The following is a 19748-nucleotide window of genomic DNA, read 5'->3' as shown; positions in this document are numbered from 1 at the left end:
GTGCGCCCGCCTGAGCGACATTGTCGCCGGCGTTTGGCACCATGGCTGGTGTGACTGACACGCCGGAGGTTCGTGCGGCTCAACCGTGGTGGCGCGCGGCCGTGTTCTATCAGGTCTATCCCCGTTCCTTCGCCGATGGCGACGGTGACGGCATCGGCGATCTGATCGGGGTGCGGGAGAAGCTGGGTTACCTGGAACTGCTCGGCGTCGACGCGCTGTGGATCTGCCCGGTGATGCGCTCGCCCATGGCCGACGGCGGCTACGACGTCTCCGATCCGCGCGATATCGATCCGCTCTTCGGCGGTATGGCCGCGATGGACGCGCTGCTCGCCGAGGCCCGCGCCCGCCGGATCAAGGTCACCATGGACCTGGTGCCCAATCACACCAGCAGTGAACATCCCTGGTTCGCCGCCGCTTTGGCCGCCGGACCGGGCAGCCGGGAACGCGATCGCTACCTCTTCCGGGACGGCCGCGGGCCCGCGGGCGACGAGCCGCCCAACAACTGGCCCAGCATCTTCGGTGGTCCGGCGTGGACCCGGGTTACCGAGACCGACGGCAGACCGGGGCAGTGGTACCTGCACATTTTCGCGCCCGAACAACCGGATCTGAACTGGGAAAACCCTGAGGTCGCCGCGGATTTCGAGCAGACCCTGCGTTTCTGGCTGGACCGGGGCGTGGACGGATTCCGCATCGACGTCGCGCACGGGATGGCCAAACCCGAAGACCTACCGGATATGCCGGAGCTCGACGTCTCGAGGTTGCTGGCCCACGACGCCAACGATCCACGATTCAACAATCCCGCCGTGCACGAGATCCACCGCAAGATCCGCAAGGTGCTCGACGAATATCCGCACGCGGTGTCGATCGGCGAGGTGTGGGTCGACGACAACACCCGGTTCGGCGAGTACGTGCGTCCCGATGAACTGCACTTGGCCTTTAACTTCCGGCTCGCCGAGGTCCGATTCGAGGCCGCGGCGATCCGCGACGCGATCGAGAATTCCCTCGCCGCGGTCGAACCGGTCGGCGCGTCACCCACGTGGACGCTGTCCAACCACGACATCGAACGCGAAGTCACCCGGTACGGCGGTGGCGCCGCGGGAGTGGCACGGGCCCGGGCGATGATTCTGGTCGAGTTGGCGCTGCCCGGCGCGGTCTTCCTCTACAACGGCGCCGAACTGGGCCTGCCCAATGTCGACGACCTGCCCGAGGAAGCGCTGCGCGACCCGATGTGGGAACGCTCCGGGCATACCGAGCGCGGGCGCGACGGTTGCCGGGTGCCGATGCCCTGGGAGGGTGACGCGCCGCCGTTCGGCTTCACCACCGGCGAGCCGTGGCTTCCGATGCCACCGCAGTGGGCCGCGCTGACCGCGGACAAGCAGTTGGAGGATCTGGGTTCGACTGTGTCGCTGTACCGGATGGCGATCGAGCTGCGCGGCACCCGCCCGGAATTCCGGGGTTCGGAACTCGAGTGGCGGCACAGCCCGCAGGGGTGCCTGGAGTTCCGGCGACCCGGCGGTCTGATCTGCGTGGTCAATACCAGCCCTGATCCGATCCCCTTGCCGCCCGGGGAGTTCCTGCTGGCCAGCATGCCCCTGGCGTCCGGCCGGCTACCCGCCGACGCTGCGGCGTGGCTGGTCCGAGTCGACACGATCACCTAACCCCGAGGTGGTAGCTGAACTACTACACGCCATCGGATACCGTTGCCGTCGTGAGCATTCTCGAGACAGTGCTGATCTTCGTCGGCATTCCGCTGGTGATCTACGCCGCGATCGCTGGATTGTCGTATCTCGGTAAGCCACTCGCCGGTGAGAAGCCGGCCCACTTCGACCTCGGTCAGAAGTGGACGCAGCCGCCGGTGCTGTGGAGTGCCACCGACGAGGTGACCGGGCACAGCCACCACCCTGTGCCTACGCCCCACGTCGGCTCCACCGACTACGATCCCCAGGAGTCGCATGGCACGCATGCGGCCATCGAATCCACCGGTGTGGAGCTGATCGGAGGTCGGGCAAGTGGCAGGTTCTAAGTGGCCCGCGGTGGTCGAGTCCGAACTACCGCACGGATACGCACTCACCAGCAGCGGACGGGTGTCCGGCGTGCACGAGGCGGGTGACCTCTTCTATGAGGCGCCGTTCAGCGATCACGAGCGGTTGCTGATGGACAACGTGCTCACCGAAGCGACCCGCGCCACCAAGGTCCGCTTCAACGTCTACATCGGCGATCTCGGCGCCGACCCGGCCGCCGGCGCGGACGCGATCTTCCCCGGCACTCTCGAGGCCGCGCGCTCGGTGCTCATCGCCGTCTCGCCCAATGACAACGCCATCGAGGTGCGCTCCGGCCATGAGGTCGCCGATCGCGCCAACGATCGCGTCTGCCAGCTCGGCGTCACCGCCGCCATGAGTTCGTTCCGTCAGGGCGAGCTCATCGACGGTTTGGTCTCCGCGGTCCGCGTGATGGCCGCCGCCATCGGGCGGTAATTTCGAACATCCGCTTCCGGCGCGTCCACCCAGCAGGGTGGGCGCGCCGGTCGCGTTGTGCGGGACTACTTGGTGCGCGGCACTTTTGGGGCTTGCATGGAGATCGATTTTCCGGGCACCGTGGGGGCATGAAGATTCTTGTCACGGCCGCCACCGGAAACATCGGTCGCAAGGTCGTCGATCATCTCCTCGCGGCGGGCGCCGAGGATGTGCGCGCCCTGTCCAACCATCCGGAGCGCGCCGCGTTCCCGGACGAGGTCGAGGTAGTCCGCGGATATCTGGGCAAGGTGTCCTCGCTGGCCGGCGCGTTCGAGGGCGTGGACCGGATGTACCTCGCGCCGGTACTGGAGACCGTCGAGGAAGTCGTCGCGCTGGCCCGCAAGGCGGGCGTGCGGCACATCGTCGACCTGTCCGGTGACGAGAGCACCGACTGGCAGCCGATCGCACGGGCGGTCGAGCAGTCCGGCCCCGACTGGACGCACCTGTTCGCCGGCGAGTTCAGCGAGAACGCGACGATCTGGTGCGAGCAGATCCGGGCCTCCGACGAGGTCCGCGACCCCTGCCCGGAGGCCGCGAACGCACCGATCACCATGGACGATATCGCCCGCGTCGCGGCGAAGGTACTGCTGTCGGACGGGCATGCCGGCAAAACCTACGAGCTCACCGGACCCGAGACATTGACTCGCGGCGAGAAGATCCGCCAGATCGGCGTAGCCCTGGGCCGCGACCTCGACGTCGTGAAAGTGTCGCGCGAGGAGGCGATCCGGCTCCTGCAGCCAGGTATGGGCGAGTACGCCGAATGGTATGTCGACGGCATCACGAGCATGATCGACCATCCCCAGCAGGCCACCACCACCGTCGCCGATCTCACCGGTGCGGCAACCACTTTCGCCCAGTGGGCAACGACCAACGCCGACCAGTTCCGCTGAGACGAGGTATCCGCGGTCGGCCCGCGTCCGACCGCGCACCGCGCTCCGTCGAGAAGCACGGTGCGCGGTGCGTTCGGACGTGCCCTAGCTTGCGTCGAAAGCCCTGGCGCGCAACGACCTTTCGATGCCCGCCTTGCCTTCGCTCACCAAACGGCGCAGGGCCGGCGGGTGGTTGTCGGCCAGGAATTTGTCGGCCTTGGCGACGGCGTCCTGGCTGATGTCCCAGGACGGGTAGAGGCCGACCACCACGGTTTGGGCCACTTCGCTGGAACGGCGTTCCCAGACGCCGGGCACGTCGGAGAAGTAGCGGTCGGTGTAGGCGTGCAGCAGGTCACCCTGGCCGGCCGGGGCGAAACCGCCGACGATGGAGCGCGCGGTGATGTTGGGCAGCGAGTCGTCGTTCATCACCGTGTTCCAGGCCTGCTCCTTGACCGCGGCTTGCGGCCGGGCGGTGGCGGCGGCCGCGGCCTGGCGCTTGCCCGCCGCGGTCGGGTCCCGCTCCAATTCCGCGTCGATGAAGGGGGTTTCGAGGCCCTCGGCGTCGATCTCGCCGGCGGCGGCGAGCGCCGTCACCAGTCGCCAGCGCAGATCGGTGTCTACGGTGAGCCCCGCCAGACCCGACTCGGCCGGATCGCTGTCGATCAGCGCGCGTATTACCTCGGTGTGCCGCTTCTCCAGCTTCGCTCCGGTGAGCGCGTTGACGAAGGCGAGCTGATGATCCGAGCCCGCTTCGGCGGCGCGCGCCAATTCCAGCAGGCGGTCGGCGAATTCGGGCCAGCCGGTGGCGGCCGCCCAGGCCGGATCCGCGTAGCTGCCGATGGAGGTGTGCGCCTGCATCAGCAGTCGTTGCACCACACCGATTTCCGTCTCCGCGCCGACGCCGCGCTGGACCAGCGCGACGAAATCCCGGGCCCGCATCTCGGCCTGCCGGGTCATCTCCCACGCGGCCGACCAGGCTAGCGTGCGGGGGAGCGGTTCGGCGATATCGCCGATCCGATTGACCAGCACGTCGAGCGAATCCGGATCCAGCCGCACCGAGCAGTAGGTCAGGTCGTCGTCGTTGACCAGCACGAACTTGCCGCTCGGCACACCCACCAGTTCGGGCACGTCGGTGCGTTCGGCGGCCGGTAGATCCAGCTCGACCCGCTTGGTACGGACCAGCTTCCCGTCCTGATCGTCATAGACGCCGACGGCCAAACGGTGCACCCGGCGCTCGCCGGCACCGGGGGCCGCGCCCTCCTGGACGACCGCGAACGAGGTGAAGTTGCCGTCCGCGTCGACCTGGAAGTCCGGCCGCAGGATATTGAGCCCGGTCGTCTTGAGCCACTGCGCGCCCCAGTCCGACAGGTCGCGTCCCGAGGACTTCTCCAGCGCCGACAGCAGATCGTCGAAAGTGGCGTTGCCATAGGCATGTTCGGCGAAGTACGCGCGCAGACCCGCCAGGAACGGCTCCAGACCGACGTAGGCGACCAGCTGCTTGAGTACCGAAGCGCCCTTGGCGTAGGTGATGCCGTCGAAGTTCACCTCGACCGCGTGCAGGTCGGGGATGTCGGCCGCGATCGGGTGCGTCGAGGGCAGCTGATCCTGCCGGTACGCCCAGGACTTCTCCACGTTGGCGAATGTCGTCCAAGCGCTCTTGTATTCGGTGGCCTCGGACTGGCACAGCACCGAGGCGAAGGTCGCGAACGACTCGTTCAACCACAGGTCGTCCCACCACTTCATGGTGACCAGGTCGCCGAACCACATGTGCGCCATCTCGTGCAGCACGGTTTCGGCGCGGCGCTCATAGGACGCGCGCGTCACCTTGGACCGGAAGACGTAGTCCTCCAGGAACGTGACCGCGCCCGCGTTCTCCATCGCGCCCGCGTTGAACTCCGGCACGAACAGCTGGTCGTACTTGCCGAAGGCGTAGGGAACGCCGAAGTTCTTGTGGTAGAAGCCGAATCCCTGCTTCGTCTCGGTGAACAGGCGCTCGGCGTCCATGTGTTCGGCCAGCGACGCGCGGCAATAGATGCCGAGCGGGATGGTGCCGTGCTCGTCGGTGTACTCGTCGGTCCACTCCGCGTAGGGGCCGGCGATCAGCGCGACGATGTAGGTGCTCATCCGCGGGGTGGTCTTGAAGACGTGCTTGCCGGGTTCCGCGATCAGGCTGTCCACCGCCGCGCCGTTCGAGATGACCTTCCAGTCCGACGGCGCGGTGACGCGGATGTCGAAGGTGGCCTTGAGGTCCGGCTGGTCGAAGCAGGCGAACATGCGCTTGGCGTCGGCGGTTTCGAACTGCGTGTAGAGATACACCGCGTCGTCGGTGGGGTCGACGAAGCGGTGCAGGCCCTCACCGGTGTTGGAGTACTCGCAGTCGGCCTCGACCACCAGCTCGTTGCGCTCGGCCAGGCCGGTCAGGGCGATGCCTTTTTCCTCGTCGTACTCCGACACCTCGACCGGGGTCCCGTTGAGCACGGCCGACCGCACCCCGCGCGCCACGATGTCGATGTAGGTGCTCGCGCCCGGCTGCGCGGTGAAAGTGACTGTGCTGCGGGAGAAGAAAGTCTCCACGCCCGGTTTGCCCGCCCCGTCGGTGAGGTCGAGTTCGACGCGGTAGTTCTCGACTTGCACGGTCGAGGCGCGTTCGATCGCCTGTTCACGTGTGAGGTTGGGTGCGGACATGAGGCTCCTTCGGTGTCGAAGAACGGGCACAGCGGAAGATTCTGCTCACCACCCTAATCCTCCGCACCGCCGCGCTCCGCCGAGTTTTCCGCGCCGGTATTGTGCAGCTCATCCGCTACTCAGGACTTGGAGGCTCGACGTTGAAGCATGTGCACGCCGGTAAGGTGCGCGACCTGTACGAGGACGGCGAGACCTTGCTGCTCGTGGCTTCGGACCGGATCTCGGTCTACGACGTCGTACTGCCCACCCCGATCCCAGACAAGGGCGCGCTGCTGACCCAGCTGTCGAACTGGTGGTTCGAGTTCTTCGCCGATGTGCCCAACCACGTGGTGTCGACCACCGACGTGCCCGCCGAGTTCGCGGGCCGCGCTGTCCGCGTCAAGCCGATGAAGATGGTCATGGTCGAGTGCGTCGCCCGCGGCTATCTCACCGGCGGCGGCCTGAAGGAGTACCAGGCCACCGGCACCGTCTCCGGTATCGCGCTGCCGCCCGGTCTGCGCGACGGCGACAAGCTTCCCGAGCCGATCTTCACTCCCAGCACCAAGGCTTCCGAAGGTCACGACGAAGCCATCACCTTCGACGACGTGGTGCACCAGGAGGGCCGCGAGGTCGCCGAAAAACTCCGCGATCTGACCCTCGACATCTACACCCGCGGCGCCGAGCACGCGGCTTCGCGTGGCGTCATCGTCGCCGATACCAAGCTCGAATTCGGCTGGGACGGTGAAGTTCTCACGCTCGGTGACGAGGTCCTCACCTCCGATTCGTCACGCTTCTGGCCGGCTGATCAGTGGACACCCGGCCACCCGCAGCCGTCCTTCGACAAACAGTTCGCCCGCGACTGGTCCACCTCCACCGGCTGGGACAAAGAACCCCCCGGCCCCGAGATCCCCGCCGACATCGTCGCGGCCACCCGCCGCAAGTACGTCGAGGCCTACGAACTCATCACCGGCCGCACCTGGGCGTAGTCAGCCGAGCTGTCCGGCCAGCCGCTCGATATAGGGCTGCTGGCCTTTGCTCAGCTTCTCCCGCGCGGTCTCCAGCTCGAACCACTCGACCCGGTCGATCTCCGGAAACTCCGCCCTCCGCCCGGAGCGCGGCGGCCACTCCATCTCGAAGGTCCCCGGCACGACCTGAGCCGGATCGAGATCGGCTTCCACCGCCCACACCACCACGGTCTTCCGCTTGCTCCCACTCCCGTAACCGACCTCCCCGAGCGGCATCCACACCCCCTCGGGCACCGGCAGCCCCAACTCCTCGGTGAACTCCCGCCGCGCCGCCACCTCCGAATCCTCTTCCCCCGGCACATACTCACCCTTCGGAATCGACCACGCCCCAAGGTCTTTCCGCGCCCAGAACGGCCCACCCAGGTGCCCGAGCAGCACCTCGGTCCCACCCTCGGAAGTCCGCCGGAACAACAGCACGCCCGCGCTATAGGTCTCTGCCACGCTGTGCAGTCTGCCGGACCGGTACGACACTCAGTCGCGGCGGTCGGTCAGGGGAATTCTCGCCGATGCCGGGGCGTGCGCATCACTGGTCGCGAGCAGTCGAAATGTTGCTAATGGATAGCCAGTGAGGAAACGTCTGGTCGGTTCGGGTCGATATGGAGGCATAGGTGAACCGACCGCGGCTATGCCGCTGGAGCCGCCGGCGAAGGTTCACCCATCCAGCGGCCTTGGCTCTGAGGAGCCGCTTTATGCAAGCAGTAGTGATCCTTCTCGGACTCTTGTGGTTAGCGATAGTTCTCATCGCCATCGTGGGGCTCCTGCGAGGAAGCCTCGATTGGGCTGGCCTCCGCAATCGCAAGCAAGCTGGTTGGTTGCTCGCCGCCTCGTTCGTCGTACTGGCGTTGATTGTCGTCATCGCACCCGACCAACGCTCGGGCGACGGGCCGGCGCCCAGCGCCACGGCGTCACCGGCCACGGAGTCGAAAACGACGGCAGCGCCGACCACCACAACCCCCACCACCGCTACGACGGAAACGACCACCTCCACCACAACAACGACTGTTGAGCCCCTACGACGTGCGCCGTTCGCGCCGGCGCCACCGCCTCTACCTGCGCCACCGCCTGCGCCGGAACTCGAGACTTCGTCGGTGCCGAAATCTGAGACTTCGCCTACGTCGGAATCTGAGACTTCGCCTGCGCCGGAGTCCAACACTTCGCCGGTGCCCCCGTCATCTCCTGGCGTCTATTACCGCAATTGCACCGCGGCTCGCGCTGCGGGCGCGGCACCCTTGTTTCTCGGTGAGCCCGGCTACAGATCCGAACTCGACCGTGACAACGATGGCATTGCCGGCGAGGTCTGAGGACCTGTTCAGCTGAAGGTCTGTGGGGCGGAATTCTGCAACCGTTGCCTGTGGGGCGATAGCTGACCGGTGGCACGACTGGCTACTTGACGATCCAGCCCAGTTCGATCGCATTCTGGTGCATAAATTCTTCGACGGCGGGCAGCGTGAGGAACGACACCATGTAGAGGACGACGAGAATCGCGGTCGCGGTAGCCCATCCGCGAAACCGAGTGGTCGGCTGCTCGAACCGGTCGATGTCGGCGCTGTGGCGCATGCGTGTCTGTGGCAGGCGATGGGTTCGGGTCGCAGGGGCCATGGGGCGATGGCGCAGGACGCGAATACGAAAGGCGCTCTCCGACAGCAATATACAGATCTGCGTTGTGGTGCCCGCTGCGAAACATGTCCTGGCACAGTGCAAGCGGCGGTTGTTACCTCTGGTTAGGCGCGCAGCTGCGGCTCGACGGCGATACAAGTCTGCGGTGCGGGCCGCGGAACCGGTTCTCGCACGGGCGAAGGCGGTGGTCTATCGCCTCTGGTCGGTCAGCTCGGTGGCGGCTTCGACGGCGATGTCGATGGCCCGCGCCACCAAAGGTGACTGGGTACGTTCGGGCGGCCAATACAGGTACATCTCGCGGGTGGGTGAGGGTTGGAGGTGGTGGATGGTGAGCTGGGTGTCGGTGAACACGTCGGAGCCGTGCAGCGCCAGCCAGGGCAGGACCGCTGAACCGATGCCCGCGCGCACCATCGCCACGACGGTTTCGTGCCCGGTGGTGCGGAAGACGATGCGGGGCCGCGCGCCCGAATCGGCCAAGGTTCGTTCCAACCATTTCTGGTGGTAGGTGGGTGGCCAGGCAACCATCGGGGCGTCATCGAGTAGCCGCACCGGAACTGGACCTTCGGGGAAAGTGCCGGCTTCGGCCACCAACAGATAGTGCTCGTCGAGTAGCTTCACGTGCTCGGCGTCGCCGTCGATCCGGTCGTCGTAGAACAACAGGTCGAGGTTACCGAGCTGCGGGTCTGTCGAGTTCACCTCCGAAAGCCGAATGTCACAACCGGGGTGCTCGTCGAGCAGACGCCGCACGACCTTCGGCAGGATGCGGCTGGCGACACCCGGGAACGACCCGATGTCGATGCGGCCGTTGCCGGCTCGGAAACGATCGACAGCATCGTCCAGAACCTTTGCCCTCGCGAGCAATTCGCGCCCGTGCGCCAAAACCACTTCGCCCAGCGGAGTGATCCGCACCGGCCGCGGACCGCCCGGCCGATCGAAAAGCGCGCCGCCGACTGCCTTCTCCAGCGAGGCGACCTGCTGGCTAACCGATGACTGGGTGTAGCCGAGCCGATCGGCCGCTCGCCCGAACGTCCCTTCCTCGGCGATGGCGGCCATGGTCCGGAGATGGCGAAGTTCAACGTCGACCATAACCTCGGAGCATAAGCGATAGCGATCAGAATGATCGCTAGCAATCGCTTTTCATAATGAATCCGCGATCCTAGAGTCAGTGTCATGACAACGAATGACACACATCAGACCACGGAAATCCTCGAATTGGGCGGTGTCGACCTCGCGATCCGGCGCACCGGACCGGTCGGCGCACCCGCTGTGCTGCTCATCGCGGGCGGTGGCCAGTCGATGGATTGGTGGACCCCGGAATTCTGCGACCTGCTCGGTGGCAATGACCTCCAGGTCATCCGATACGACCACCGCGACACCGGCCAATCCAGCACCTCCCCTCCCGGCCGCCCCGCCTACACCGGCGAGGACCTCGCCACCGACCCACTACGCATACTCGACGCCCTCGGCATCGCACAGGCCCACCTGATCGGAATGTCCATGGGCGGCGGAATAGCCCAGACCATCGCGGCCCGCACCCCCGAACGCGTCCACACCCTGACCCTCATCGAAACCAGCCCCATCGGCGGCGACGCCGGCCCCCTGCCACCCCCAACCCCCGCCGTCACGGCCACCTGGACCGACCCCGAACCAGAGATCGACTGGACCGACCAAACCGCCGTAATCGACTACCGCGTCGAGGTCGAACGCCCCTACGCCGGCCCACACGGCCTCGACGAACCTCGCGTGCGAGCCCTGGCAACACTCGAAGTACACCGCACCCGCAACATGGCCTCCTCGATGGCCAACCACTTCCTCGCCGAAACCGGAAAGCCAGTGGACCCCACCGAGATTCGCGTTCCGACACTCGTCCTGCACAGCGCCGACGACCCCATGTTTCCTCTCCCACACGGCGAAGCGCTCGCCCGAATGATCCCGGACGCCCGGCTCGTGCGCATGGATGGAGTGGGTCACGAGATCCCGCCACCGGCGGTGTGGGACCAAATCATTCCGGAGCTGCGGAGTCACCTCCTGCGCGGCTAGGTGAGGTCGCACGGACCTCGATCGTGACAGGGCGCGGTACCTCGTCAAGCAAGGGCAGCGCGAAACCGCGGTGTATCCCGGCGGGTGCCGGCCTGCTTGCTCACCGGGATCCAACTATTTAGGAACGCCAATCACTTTCGCGAACATCAGGTGTCCCTGGCTATTCCGCCAGCGCCCGGCCGCGTTCTCTCGCCGCGACCCGGTCACGCTCTAGTTGCGCTCGCGGGCCCGGTGGTCGTCCTGGGGTAGCCGGTCGGTTGGGTCGCGGGCTTCCTCGCCCGGCATGGGACTGCCGGGGTGGAGGGCTTTCGAGACCTCCGGCGCGAGCCCGAGTACATCGCTTGGTCAGCACGATCATGTCGAGCTGCCCTCTTTCCACGCCGCATATTCCTGTGCGACGAAACCGAAAATGCGGCTCCACTCTGACCCCGTACGCCGATGCATGGAAGCAGTCAATAGTGTAATCACATCCAAGTATTCGGCGCTGAATTCATCGCGAATTATCGGACCAAAACCACGGGAGCGTTGCTCGTCATCGAAGCTCGGCACGTTGTACCACTTGCCCCCGAAATTGCGTCGGAATGTTTCCCCGACGTATCGGTGGAACTGGTCGGCGATGTCTCGGTTCTTTGGCAGCTCAACAGATTCCATATCGGGAAACCGCCGGAGCGCGGCGGCCTCGGCATGGTCGAGTCCCTCCGGGCTCCAAGGGTCGGCCGGCATGTCCGGAACGGTCTCGCTGAAAAAGCGCGCTCTCTGCTCGTCCATGGCGGCCAGCCACTCGATCCAGACTGGTGCCTGTTGAAACAATGCGCGCTGGCGGCGCTCCGCCTCGGTATACGGCCGGTCCTTGGCCATGGTTCCTCCTGGTATGCGCGAATCCAGATGAACCTGTCCCCCCGGCGCGCAGCGTAATTGCCGAGGGTAGCGAAACTCAATACCACCCCTCGACGGGTCGGCCCTCATGCGCTTAGACCTCCTAACAGGATCGGTCGGTTGGCGTCGGGTTCTGTTGCAGTGCAGGATGTTTCGCTGTGGCAGCACCCTGGATCGTGGATGACGAGTTGTGGGCGGTAATCGAACCGCTACTACCGGTGAAACCGGCCGGGACACCGGGACCGCCGCAGATGGACTCCCGTCGGGTGCTGCAGGGGATCTTGTTCGTTCTGATCACCGGGATCGGATGGGAAGACCTACCCCAGGAATTGGGGTTCGGGTCTGGGATGACCTGTTGGCGCAGGTTGCGGGACTGGCAAGCCGCCGGGGCGTTCAAGCAGATCCATCAGGCCGTGCTTGCTCGCGCACACGCCGCCAGGTTGATCGACTTCGACCGCGTCATCGTCGACGGCTCGCACGTGCGGGCCAAAAAAGGGGCGCCGCAACAGGTCCCAGCCCAGTCGACCGCGCCAAAACCGGTTCCAAACACCACATCCTGACCTGCGGGAACGGATTCCCGCTGGCGGTCGCGCTCTCAGCAGCCAACCTCAACGATCACCTGCTTTTGCCGACCCTGCTCGACCGGGTCCGGCCTCTGCGCGGACGGTCGGGCCAGCCACGTCGCCGGATCACCACCTTGATCGCGGACAAAGGATACGACTACCCCAGCGTGTATTCCGAACTGCAGCAGCGACGTATCAGCGGCTACATCGCCCGCCGCGGCACCCGCGACAAGGTCACCGCCGGCCGCTGGATCGTCGAGCAAACCTTCGCCCTGCTCCACCAATACCGGCGCCTGGCCATCCGATGGGAACGACGCACCGACATCCACCACGGATTCCTCGACCTCGCCGCAGCCCTGATCTGTTGGCGACGATTCAGCAACCGAACCCGATAGGAGCTCTTAGCGGCGATCGGAGTTTGCCGAGTCGCCGCCTTGCGCATGCAGAGGTCGGCGCGACGAGTTGATATCCTGCTGTGTGCTGCCACCTCACCTGATCTTCGACCCCGTGCGCGCCCGGCGCGCAGAAGCGAGCGAATTCGTGCGGGCGAGTTCGGAGCACGCGATTCGGTGGGAACAAAATGGTGGGTCGCGATAGTCGGTGAGGCGGACTCCGCGTCTGAAACGCTTCTGCGACAGCGACTCCGATTCGCCGGAAGCGGCGACAAACCGCCGGAACCATTCGGTGATTGCGCTCTCAAACGGCAATTCGCGGGCCGCCGGCCTCTCCGCGGCGCTGGTGGCCGGCGGCCCGACCCCTGCCCTTACCTCCCGGATCCCGAGTGACGAGTGTCAGTTGGTGCCCGCATCACTCTGGTGCGCGTGGGTCTGTAACCCTCAGTGGCGCAGGTTCGCCACCGTCAGGGCGGCGCAGATTCCGGAGCGACAAGCACGGTGTATCCGCTGGGCGGCTTCAGGATTTCGGTACGCCCACCTAGCGTTGAGATGGTCGCCGCTTCGGGCGGATCGGTAGGACCCAAGACAACCGGCGCAGGGTTGTCCATCATCCACACCCAACAGTCCAAGCAGTCACAGTCGGCGCGCGGGGTTGCCTGCCCACCGATCGAACGGGATGACTTCCGGACCGATGGACGGTTCATTGGTGTCCGCCTGTACTACGTTGCGAACGCCCCGGCGCGAAAGGTTGCCGGGGCGCACCGAGGCACACCATGATTAGTCGTCCTCTTGATTGAAGAACCGGTAGACAACGCCGTGTGACCGCACTGTCACGGTCTTCGGTGCCTGGATGTCCTGCGGTTCACCGGCGTTGCCGTCCGGAGTTCCATCCTCGATCATCACTACTCACCTCCTTTCCAGCGTCGTAGCTGTCATGCAGGGTCAGCGAAGATGCGACGCTGCGCGCGTAGGTCGCTTCCGGGTTCACGGTGACCACGTCGCACGCGTGCACCAGTTCAACCGGAATGTCGGCGCGGTAGAAATGCAACGTGCTCGGCACGATCACGGCGTCAGCGTCGGCTCGCCGGACCGCCCCGATCAACCGGACCAACAGGTGCTCCGTCTCGGACCCGAACACCACTGTCTTGGCCAGGTCGTAGCCGAGCCGCTTTGACAGACTCCGGATTTGAATCTCATCCCAGGTCTGGGAGATGCCGGAAACATCCCGACGTAGGTACCCGATCGCGGTAGGCCGCTCCCTCATCGGGGCACCCCGTTCGCGGTCACGGACTCTGCCTGCGGGGGAATCTGGTCCCGGAAAAATGGCGGCAGCATGTCTTGGAACAGCCTGGTGCCCATGAGTAGCCGGCCCTTCGCAGTGATTCGCCACCCTGGCGGCTGCCTGCGCGAGCATGCCGCGAGCCCTTCGTATGTGCTCTCCCTCAAGCCTTGGCGGATCGTTCCCTCCGCGAAACCTGTTGTTGCGCAAAGCTGTCTGACCGTCAGTGCTTCCGTTGGCTCCAAAATTGCAAGCACCACAAGCACTTTGGCTCGTGTAAGGGTTATCGCCATCCGCTGCCCCTTGTACGTCGTCGTGGGCTGGCACTCGGTACCAGGTCGAGTGACGTTTGGTATGGAGCGCCTGATCTAGACGCTACGAACTGCGCCCTGAGCTCGACTATCACTATGCGCGAGAATGCTTGACCTGACTGATTGCTGCATGGGCTGCACGATTGACGGGCATCATCGAAGGTATCTACGCATGACCACGCATAACCTCGATTGGAGCCAACCATGCGGCTACATCTTCTTGGCAAAGGCGGGACCACCGGCGGCGGTTGCCCGAGCCTCTACGTCACCGACAGGGGAACCTACGTCGTCCAGGGATGGAGAACCGACGTTGCCGATCGAATCGAAATCCCGCATCTTCTAACAGGGTTCGCCCAACCGGACACGTTCATCGGCGCAAGCATGTCCGACACTGGAAGGGGAACGTTCACCCTTGCCGGGAGTCCCGTAACCGACCCGGAAGCTCTCCGACAGATGGATATCTACCCCGACGAGACGTGTGTGGAAGTGCCCAAGGCTAAGAGGAGGTTTTACGGTGCTACTCGCACAAGGTGAGGACTTCCTGAACCTCTTCCACGAGTCCACGCGGGAAGCGTTCCACCTCGAGGTGCAAGACACTTATGAGACCCCCGAGGAGTCCGAGCCGTTTCGAAAGTTCATCCAGAACGAAGCCGACGACTACATGTGGTTTCAGCCTTGGCTCAACCATGTTCGAGAGACGACAAGTCGCGGGGTAGCCGTCAAACGCGCGCGGGTGGTCACCACGCCGCACACCGACTACACCCGGTTCGCCAAGGACGTTGCCCGCTTCAATATTGAAGCGGGCGAGGATGTTCGGTATCTGACGCGCCACCGAATCGACCCTGATGAGCTGACGGCCGATGACTGGTGGTTGTTCGATGACGCGGTTCTCGCATTCACGGCGTTCGAGCCGGACGGGACGTGGGTCGGCGCTGCGGTCACAACAGACCGCCGCCTGGTCGAGTACGCCCGGAAAGTGAAAAAACAGGTCTGGTCCCTGGCCGTTCCGCTCCTGGAGTACAGCGACCAGTGACCAGCTCGCTTCACCAGGCAAAAGAAGCTCTCGGGCAAAGGCTCCGGGAGCTTCGCCTTGACGCTGGCCTATCGGGTACCGAGCTTGCCCGGCAAGCTGGATGGCACCAAACCAAGGTCCCGAAAATCGAGTACGGGAAGCAGACGCCCTCCGACGCCGACATACGCACCTGGTGTGCCCTTACCGACGCTGCCTCGCAGATTCCGGACCTCATTGCGACGGTGCGCAACATCGAAGCCGCCTACTTGGAATGGCGGCGCGTGCTCGGCACTGGCACTAAGCGACGCCAACAGGTATCGGTCAAGCTGGAGACCGAAACCGAGTTCATGCGCTGGTTTGAGCCGTTCCTGATCCCGGGGCTGCTGCAAACTGCGGAGTACGCCGAAGAGATCCTGCGAAGCGTCATCAACTTCTACAAGACCGCCAACGACCTGGAACAGGGTGTCTCGAAACGCATGGAGCGCCAACAGGTTTTGTACCGTCGCAACCACGCGTTCCACTTCGTCATAGCCGAACAGGCGCTGCACACCACGGTCGGAAGCGATCACACCATGATCGGCCAGCTCGACAGGCTCCTTGCTGTCGCGTCCATGCCACAGGTGACACTAGGCATTGTCCCTGCGAGAACCCGCTACGACGTACCCATCTCAAACTTCATCATGTTCGACAACCGTCTTGTCATGGTCGAAACGGTTACCGCTGAGATGACCATTACCCAGCCGCGAGAGATCGCTCTCTACGGGCGCGCTTTCAAAGCGCTTGCTGGCCAGTCAGTCACCGGGGAGGCTGCTCGCGCACTCATCATGACCGAGCTGAAAGCCCGTGACACATCGCAGTAACCGATACTCGGATGCTCTCTTGGTCGAGGCTTGATAGTCGAGTTCGGTCAGTTGTCGTACGGTAAGTGGTTGGTCCACGTGAAGCCGTCCCACAGCAGTACCCGGCGCGAAAATGGCGGTGCCAGCCACAGATGAGTGATCTCTTCCGGCAGCGGCGGTGGGTCGGGTGGCACCGACTCGCTCGTCATCAATCCGTCGACTACGGAGAACGGCAACGCGCTCAGATGCACGGGTATGAAGAGGTGTCGTTCGTCGGCCATGGCGCGGGCTAGCTTTTCGAGATGACGCGGCATGTGATGATTCGCGAATGCCTTTACTAGGGCTGGCCGCAGGCCGCTCAGCGAACGATCGACAACTCATGCCCGAGCAGGAGGCCCCAACATGGCGGAACGCGGGTGGCTGCCGTCCACTGCTGGCACTGAGCCGGGAAGTGTGGGCACTTGGTCTGTTCTACCGGACTTACCTCCCGCGGCCAACCACGCCTGCGCTGGCACCCAGCCCGGTCAACCGGCTGTGCTCACGTCCCAGGAACCCGAGCATCCGGAGAAGTCACCGCGGGCATGTCGGCGGCAGCTAGGTTCCACTCCACTCGGTCCGGTCTGACTGATCGAGGACTATCACGCCTGAGCTGGGAATCTAGGGCGATACGCGTCACTGCGTGATGGGACAAACCCACCCTGGACACCCAGCACATTCGTGATCGTGCCGTCCTCCGCCAGACCAACCGAGCGGCGAGAAACCTCATCGTGGCCACTAATCTCATCACCCCGAAGCGATGTGACCACTGCCGCGAATTCCTCCCCTGGAACGCACCACACGACAAGGTCGACATGATCTGCGGAGCCTGCATCGCTACCTACTGGGCCGGCCGCCATGGAAGCCGATACCGGACGACTACAGTTGAACCTCCGGCACCTGCAACGACGCCGGACAGCGGGTCCGTCAACGGCGACGGTTCCCAGGCCCGGGACACGACGATGCCCGCGACGCAATTCCTCTCCCGTCGCGGGCATCTCGGTACTAGACATGCGCGCATCACTGCTGATGGCTCGGCGCCAACTCGCCACTCGTCGCACGCGAGACACTGTGGCGCAGTCGTTGCAGCAGAGCCTTGCCTCGGCGTCCCGAGGACCGCGCCATAGACGCCCAGGCCGTCTCGGGGTTCAGGGTTCGCTGTATGTCATGACGGAATGCTGCCCGCAACTTGTTCAAAGTGTCAAAAGTCTGACTCTGGACGGACTTCCACGCGTCGGCATCGATTTGCTGCATGTAGTCGAACTGCATCAGCAGAATCGACTGTCTGTGGTAAGCGAACCGGGTGACTATTACCGTTGGCAGCAGTTCGCTGCTTGCCACGAGTTCAGCTGCTGTAACAGCCTTATCAACCTTCGCCCCGCCAGCATCCCAGTCGCCTAGCAGCTTGCTGACCTTGGGTTTGTTGCTCTTGATGCGGTCCCAGTCATACCTCCAGAGGTCGAGCGAGGATGCGAGCAACGTGAACGCCTCACTGCACTCCTCAACCGCCTCAAGCAGCGCCGTGTAGGCCGCAAGCCGCTGATCGCGGCTCCAATTGTCCGCTTCGCGCCGTTGGGTGAGCCTTGCGCCCAAGACAGCGCCGACCAGAGCAGCGATTACAGCACCCAGCGCAGCCATGGCAGGGATCATAGGATTCACTACGTGTCCTAACTGCTGCTTGACGACGGGGCCCGCGAGACTGTTGGGCTGCACTGTATCTGACGGCGCCGACACGAATGAATGCCCGCAGCGCAACTGCAAGTGAGGACCGCTCCTTGGGCGCAGTGAAGCCCGCGCTTCCTCCTATGGCCCCGAGTGTCTGACTGCAGTGCGGGCGAGTAAAGGGCGCTGCGCGTCGCTACGCGATGGCCACGGCCACCCTTGACTTGCCCTTCCCTCAGCACAGGATGGCCAGTATGAGGAAGCAAGGGGAGGAGAATTTGCCGACTACGGTTGTGCGATCTACGTGCGAGAGACGCCGGTCAACAGCGGTCAAAACCGGCGGCTTTCGGTACCTGCGTCCACATTGCAGAAAGGCCGGTTAAGCCCCTGACCTGGGCCGAAGCCCTCGAAATTTTGTCGGGGTGACAGGATTTGAACCTGCGACCCTCCGCTCCCAAAGCGGATGCGCTACCAAGCTGCGCTACACCCCGTCAGCCACGGCCCTGAGGGCGCCGTGGACGAATGAACCCCCGGTGAAGAGCGGGTGACGGGAATCGAACCCGCACCATCAGCTTGGAAGGCTGAGGTTCTACCATTGAACTACACCCGCAAGGCATACGACATCGATGGGATCGCCAGATGTCGTGTGCGCAACGACTGTACCGAATGTCACCGCGGAAATGCCAATCGCCCCGGCCGGGGTGTCCGTGTGTCGGTTCCCGCACACTCTCGGCGTGTCTGCCCGCGACTCTCCAGCGAACGAAAGTTGGGTGTAACGCTCGGCGGCCTGGAGCGATCACACATCCGATCGCCATTCGCGAGGCAACGGAAACTCGTTGTAAAACGTCATTTTTCGGTGCCGGGTGGCTTGCTAGGATCCTTTTTGCCGGACGGGGGTATCTGGAAAGGGGGCGGTGAGCGTGCGCCGTGCTTGGTGGACCGAACCGCGTGGCAGTCGAGGTGCGGCCGGCTCCTGCCTGGGCGCATGTCGCCGGGCTATCGATGCCATTCGTGGCGGGTGAGTGCGATGTCCGAATCGTCTCCTCCCGTCAGACAGATGGCGCGCGCCTGGGCGCAGGCCGTGTGCGCCGAACCGGGCTCGCACACCACGATGAAGGACCTGGAACCGGTTCTCATCGACATCGTCAATCGGCTGCTCGATCTGGCCGAATCGGAGCCCTTCCCGATGCTGGACGCGCGGGCTCTGGGCGCCCGGCTGGCCGAACCGCCGTTCGAGCGCACCCGAATGCTGGCCCAGGCCAGCCGCTGGCTGCTCGGTTTCCCTGCGGGCAGACCCGGGTCGCTGGTGGCCACGCGATGGCCGTTCGTGGCCAGCCAGGCTATCGACAGCTATGCCCAGGCGCTCCAGGAGCGTGCGCTGGTCCAGCAGGAGCAGAAGCTCTCGGCGAAAGTCTCACTGCGCGTACAGGAAATCGCGGCGCTGCAGCACCGCCTGCGGCACGAGGCCACCCACGACGCACTCACCGACCTGGCCAACCGCACCCTGCTGCAGGACCGGGTGCGCCGCATGGCCGCCGACCCGGCCGGCCGGGTCGGGCTGCTCTTGATCGACCTGGACCGCTTCAAGCAGATCAACGACGGCTACGGCCACGCGGTCGGCGACGAGGTGCTGGTGGAGCTGGCCAACCGGCTGCGTGAGGTCTGCCCGCCGGACACTGTCATCTGCCGGTACGGCGGCGACGAGTTCGTGCTCGCGGTCGACCGCGATCTCGGCACTCTCGCCGGCATCGCGCATCAGATCGTGGCGGCCCTGCGTGACCCGGTCTGGACCTCGGCCGGTCCGGTCCCGGTGTCGGCCAGCGTCGGCACCGCCTACAACCCGCCGGGGACGCCCTGCGACTTCACCGATCTGCTGCGCCGTGCGGATCGAGCGATGTACTCGGCGAAGACGGCGGGCGGGCGCCGCTTCGCGTTCTCGGAGTCCGACGAACCGGAGATCGACGCCGCCGTCGCGGGCTGACTCAGGCGCGGCCGCGTGGTCTCGCGACTGCGCGGCCAACGGCCTCCGCGCGGGGTACCGAAGTGA

20 protein-coding genes and 2 tRNA genes are annotated in these 19748 nt (G+C 64.9%); 12 read left to right on the top strand and 10 right to left on the bottom strand.

Annotated elements, in window-relative coordinates:
• Positions 1 to 41 precede the first annotated feature (41 nt).
• The 4 genes from BJ987_RS35255 to BJ987_RS35240 all read left to right on the top strand — a co-directional run bounded on the left by BJ987_RS35255 (position 42) and on the right by BJ987_RS35240 (position 3403).
• Positions 42 to 1658: a glycoside hydrolase family 13 protein gene (locus BJ987_RS35255; RefSeq protein ID WP_209897352.1), complete on the top strand. Its 1617-nt coding sequence runs from the start codon at positions 42 to 44 to the stop codon at positions 1656 to 1658.
• A 50-nt stretch (positions 1659 to 1708) separates the two neighbouring features.
• Complete coding sequence (ctaJ, locus tag BJ987_RS35250; protein WP_209897351.1) at positions 1709 to 2023, top strand: aa3-type cytochrome oxidase subunit CtaJ; 315 nt, start codon at positions 1709 to 1711, stop codon at positions 2021 to 2023.
• Positions 2010 to 2474 (top strand): DUF5130 domain-containing protein, encoded by a 465-nt coding sequence (locus tag BJ987_RS35245; protein ID WP_307869852.1) that lies wholly within the window; start codon positions 2010 to 2012, stop codon positions 2472 to 2474. Before ctaJ ends, BJ987_RS35245 begins: the two co-directional genes overlap by 14 nt.
• A 128-nt stretch (positions 2475 to 2602) precedes the next feature.
• Positions 2603 to 3403 (top strand): NAD(P)H-binding protein, encoded by an 801-nt coding sequence (locus tag BJ987_RS35240; protein WP_209897350.1) that lies wholly within the window; start codon positions 2603 to 2605, stop codon positions 3401 to 3403.
• A gap of 84 nt (positions 3404 to 3487) precedes the next feature.
• On the opposite strand, the gene pepN is transcribed toward BJ987_RS35240, so the two are convergent.
• Positions 3488 to 6067, bottom strand: a complete 2580-nt coding sequence (gene pepN, locus BJ987_RS35235) for an aminopeptidase N (protein WP_209897349.1) — start codon at positions 6065 to 6067, stop codon at positions 3488 to 3490.
• A 140-nt stretch (positions 6068 to 6207) separates the two neighbouring features.
• Here pepN and BJ987_RS35230 point away from each other — a divergent pair, with 140 nt between their 5' ends.
• Positions 6208 to 7032: a phosphoribosylaminoimidazolesuccinocarboxamide synthase gene (locus tag BJ987_RS35230; RefSeq protein WP_209897348.1), complete on the top strand. Its 825-nt coding sequence runs from the start codon at positions 6208 to 6210 to the stop codon at positions 7030 to 7032.
• On the opposite strand, the gene BJ987_RS35225 is transcribed toward BJ987_RS35230, so the two are convergent.
• Positions 7033 to 7512: an NUDIX hydrolase gene (locus BJ987_RS35225; RefSeq protein WP_209897347.1), complete on the bottom strand. Its 480-nt coding sequence runs from the start codon at positions 7510 to 7512 to the stop codon at positions 7033 to 7035. It abuts the gene before it with no gap.
• A gap of 248 nt (positions 7513 to 7760) precedes the next feature.
• Here BJ987_RS35225 and BJ987_RS35220 point away from each other — a divergent pair, with 248 nt between their 5' ends.
• Positions 7761 to 8372: an excalibur calcium-binding domain-containing protein gene (locus tag BJ987_RS35220; protein WP_209897346.1), complete on the top strand. Its 612-nt coding sequence runs from the start codon at positions 7761 to 7763 to the stop codon at positions 8370 to 8372.
• An 82-nt stretch (positions 8373 to 8454) separates the two neighbouring features.
• Here BJ987_RS35220 and BJ987_RS35215 read toward each other — a convergent pair whose 3' ends face one another.
• Both BJ987_RS35215 and BJ987_RS35210 read right to left on the bottom strand, forming a co-directional pair.
• Complete coding sequence (locus BJ987_RS35215) at positions 8455 to 8628, bottom strand: hypothetical protein (protein WP_209897345.1); 174 nt, start codon at positions 8626 to 8628, stop codon at positions 8455 to 8457.
• 249 nt (positions 8629 to 8877) lie between these two features.
• A complete protein-coding gene (locus BJ987_RS35210) occupies positions 8878 to 9774 on the bottom strand; it encodes a LysR family transcriptional regulator (protein WP_209897344.1) in 897 nt (298 codons plus the stop codon).
• Between the two features lie 84 nt (positions 9775 to 9858).
• On the opposite strand from BJ987_RS35210, the gene BJ987_RS35205 reads away from it, so the two are divergent.
• On the top strand, positions 9859 to 10728 hold the full coding sequence (locus tag BJ987_RS35205; protein WP_209897343.1) for an alpha/beta fold hydrolase: 870 nt from the start codon (positions 9859 to 9861) through the stop codon (positions 10726 to 10728).
• Between the two features lie 354 nt (positions 10729 to 11082).
• On the opposite strand, the gene BJ987_RS35200 is transcribed toward BJ987_RS35205, so the two are convergent.
• Positions 11083 to 11586 (bottom strand): hypothetical protein, encoded by a 504-nt coding sequence (locus BJ987_RS35200; RefSeq protein ID WP_209897342.1) that lies wholly within the window; start codon positions 11584 to 11586, stop codon positions 11083 to 11085.
• A 176-nt stretch (positions 11587 to 11762) separates the two neighbouring features.
• Between BJ987_RS35200 and BJ987_RS35195 the strand changes: the two genes are divergently transcribed.
• Positions 11763 to 12562, top strand: a protein-coding gene (locus BJ987_RS35195; RefSeq protein WP_372446920.1) for an IS5 family transposase whose coding sequence is annotated in 2 segments (ribosomal slippage) — positions 11763 to 12093 and positions 12093 to 12562 — 801 coding nt in all. Because the reading frame shifts where the segments join, the coding sequence is not laid out codon by codon here.
• Positions 12563 to 13424: 862 nt separating this feature from the next.
• On the opposite strand, the gene BJ987_RS35190 is transcribed toward BJ987_RS35195, so the two are convergent.
• Positions 13425 to 13826 carry a hypothetical protein gene (locus tag BJ987_RS35190; protein WP_209897340.1) on the bottom strand — a complete coding sequence of 134 codons (402 nt, stop codon included), beginning with the start codon at positions 13824 to 13826 and terminating at the stop codon, positions 13425 to 13427.
• A 530-nt stretch (positions 13827 to 14356) separates the two neighbouring features.
• On the opposite strand from BJ987_RS35190, the gene BJ987_RS35185 reads away from it, so the two are divergent.
• From BJ987_RS35185 to BJ987_RS35175, 3 genes are read left to right on the top strand one after another with little or no spacing between them, the layout of a single operon-like run.
• Positions 14357 to 14686, top strand: a complete 330-nt coding sequence (locus tag BJ987_RS35185) for a hypothetical protein (protein WP_209897339.1) — start codon at positions 14357 to 14359, stop codon at positions 14684 to 14686.
• A complete protein-coding gene (locus tag BJ987_RS35180; protein ID WP_209897338.1) occupies positions 14667 to 15185 on the top strand; it encodes a DUF6879 family protein in 519 nt (172 codons plus the stop codon). Before BJ987_RS35185 ends, BJ987_RS35180 begins: the two co-directional genes overlap by 20 nt.
• The gene (locus tag BJ987_RS35175; RefSeq protein WP_209897337.1) at positions 15182 to 16024 is read left to right on the top strand and encodes a helix-turn-helix domain-containing protein; all 843 of its coding nucleotides are present in this window, start codon (positions 15182 to 15184) and stop codon (positions 16022 to 16024) included. Before BJ987_RS35180 ends, BJ987_RS35175 begins: the two co-directional genes overlap by 4 nt.
• A gap of 47 nt (positions 16025 to 16071) precedes the next feature.
• On the opposite strand, the gene BJ987_RS35170 is transcribed toward BJ987_RS35175, so the two are convergent.
• The 4 genes from BJ987_RS35170 to BJ987_RS35155 form a co-directional block, all read right to left on the bottom strand.
• The gene (locus BJ987_RS35170; RefSeq protein ID WP_209897336.1) at positions 16072 to 16317 is read right to left on the bottom strand and encodes a hypothetical protein; all 246 of its coding nucleotides are present in this window, start codon (positions 16315 to 16317) and stop codon (positions 16072 to 16074) included.
• Between the two features lie 742 nt (positions 16318 to 17059).
• Positions 17060 to 17677 carry a hypothetical protein gene (locus tag BJ987_RS35165; RefSeq protein WP_209897335.1) on the bottom strand — a complete coding sequence of 206 codons (618 nt, stop codon included), beginning with the start codon at positions 17675 to 17677 and terminating at the stop codon, positions 17060 to 17062.
• A 441-nt stretch (positions 17678 to 18118) separates the two neighbouring features.
• Positions 18119 to 18192 (bottom strand) — tRNA-Pro (locus BJ987_RS35160).
• Between the two features lie 48 nt (positions 18193 to 18240).
• Positions 18241 to 18311, bottom strand: a tRNA-Gly gene (locus BJ987_RS35155).
• Between the two features lie 447 nt (positions 18312 to 18758).
• On the opposite strand from BJ987_RS35155, the gene BJ987_RS35150 reads away from it, so the two are divergent.
• Positions 18759 to 19682 (top strand): GGDEF domain-containing protein, encoded by a 924-nt coding sequence (locus BJ987_RS35150; RefSeq protein ID WP_209897334.1) that lies wholly within the window; start codon positions 18759 to 18761, stop codon positions 19680 to 19682.
• The last annotated feature ends 66 nt before the right edge of the window (positions 19683 to 19748 follow it).

This window comes from Nocardia goodfellowii (assembly GCF_017875645.1).
Lineage (GTDB): Bacteria > Actinomycetota > Actinomycetes > Mycobacteriales > Mycobacteriaceae > Nocardia > Nocardia goodfellowii.
The sequence above is the reverse complement of the archived record's forward strand: the minus strand, read 5'-3'. Positions and strand labels throughout refer to the sequence as shown.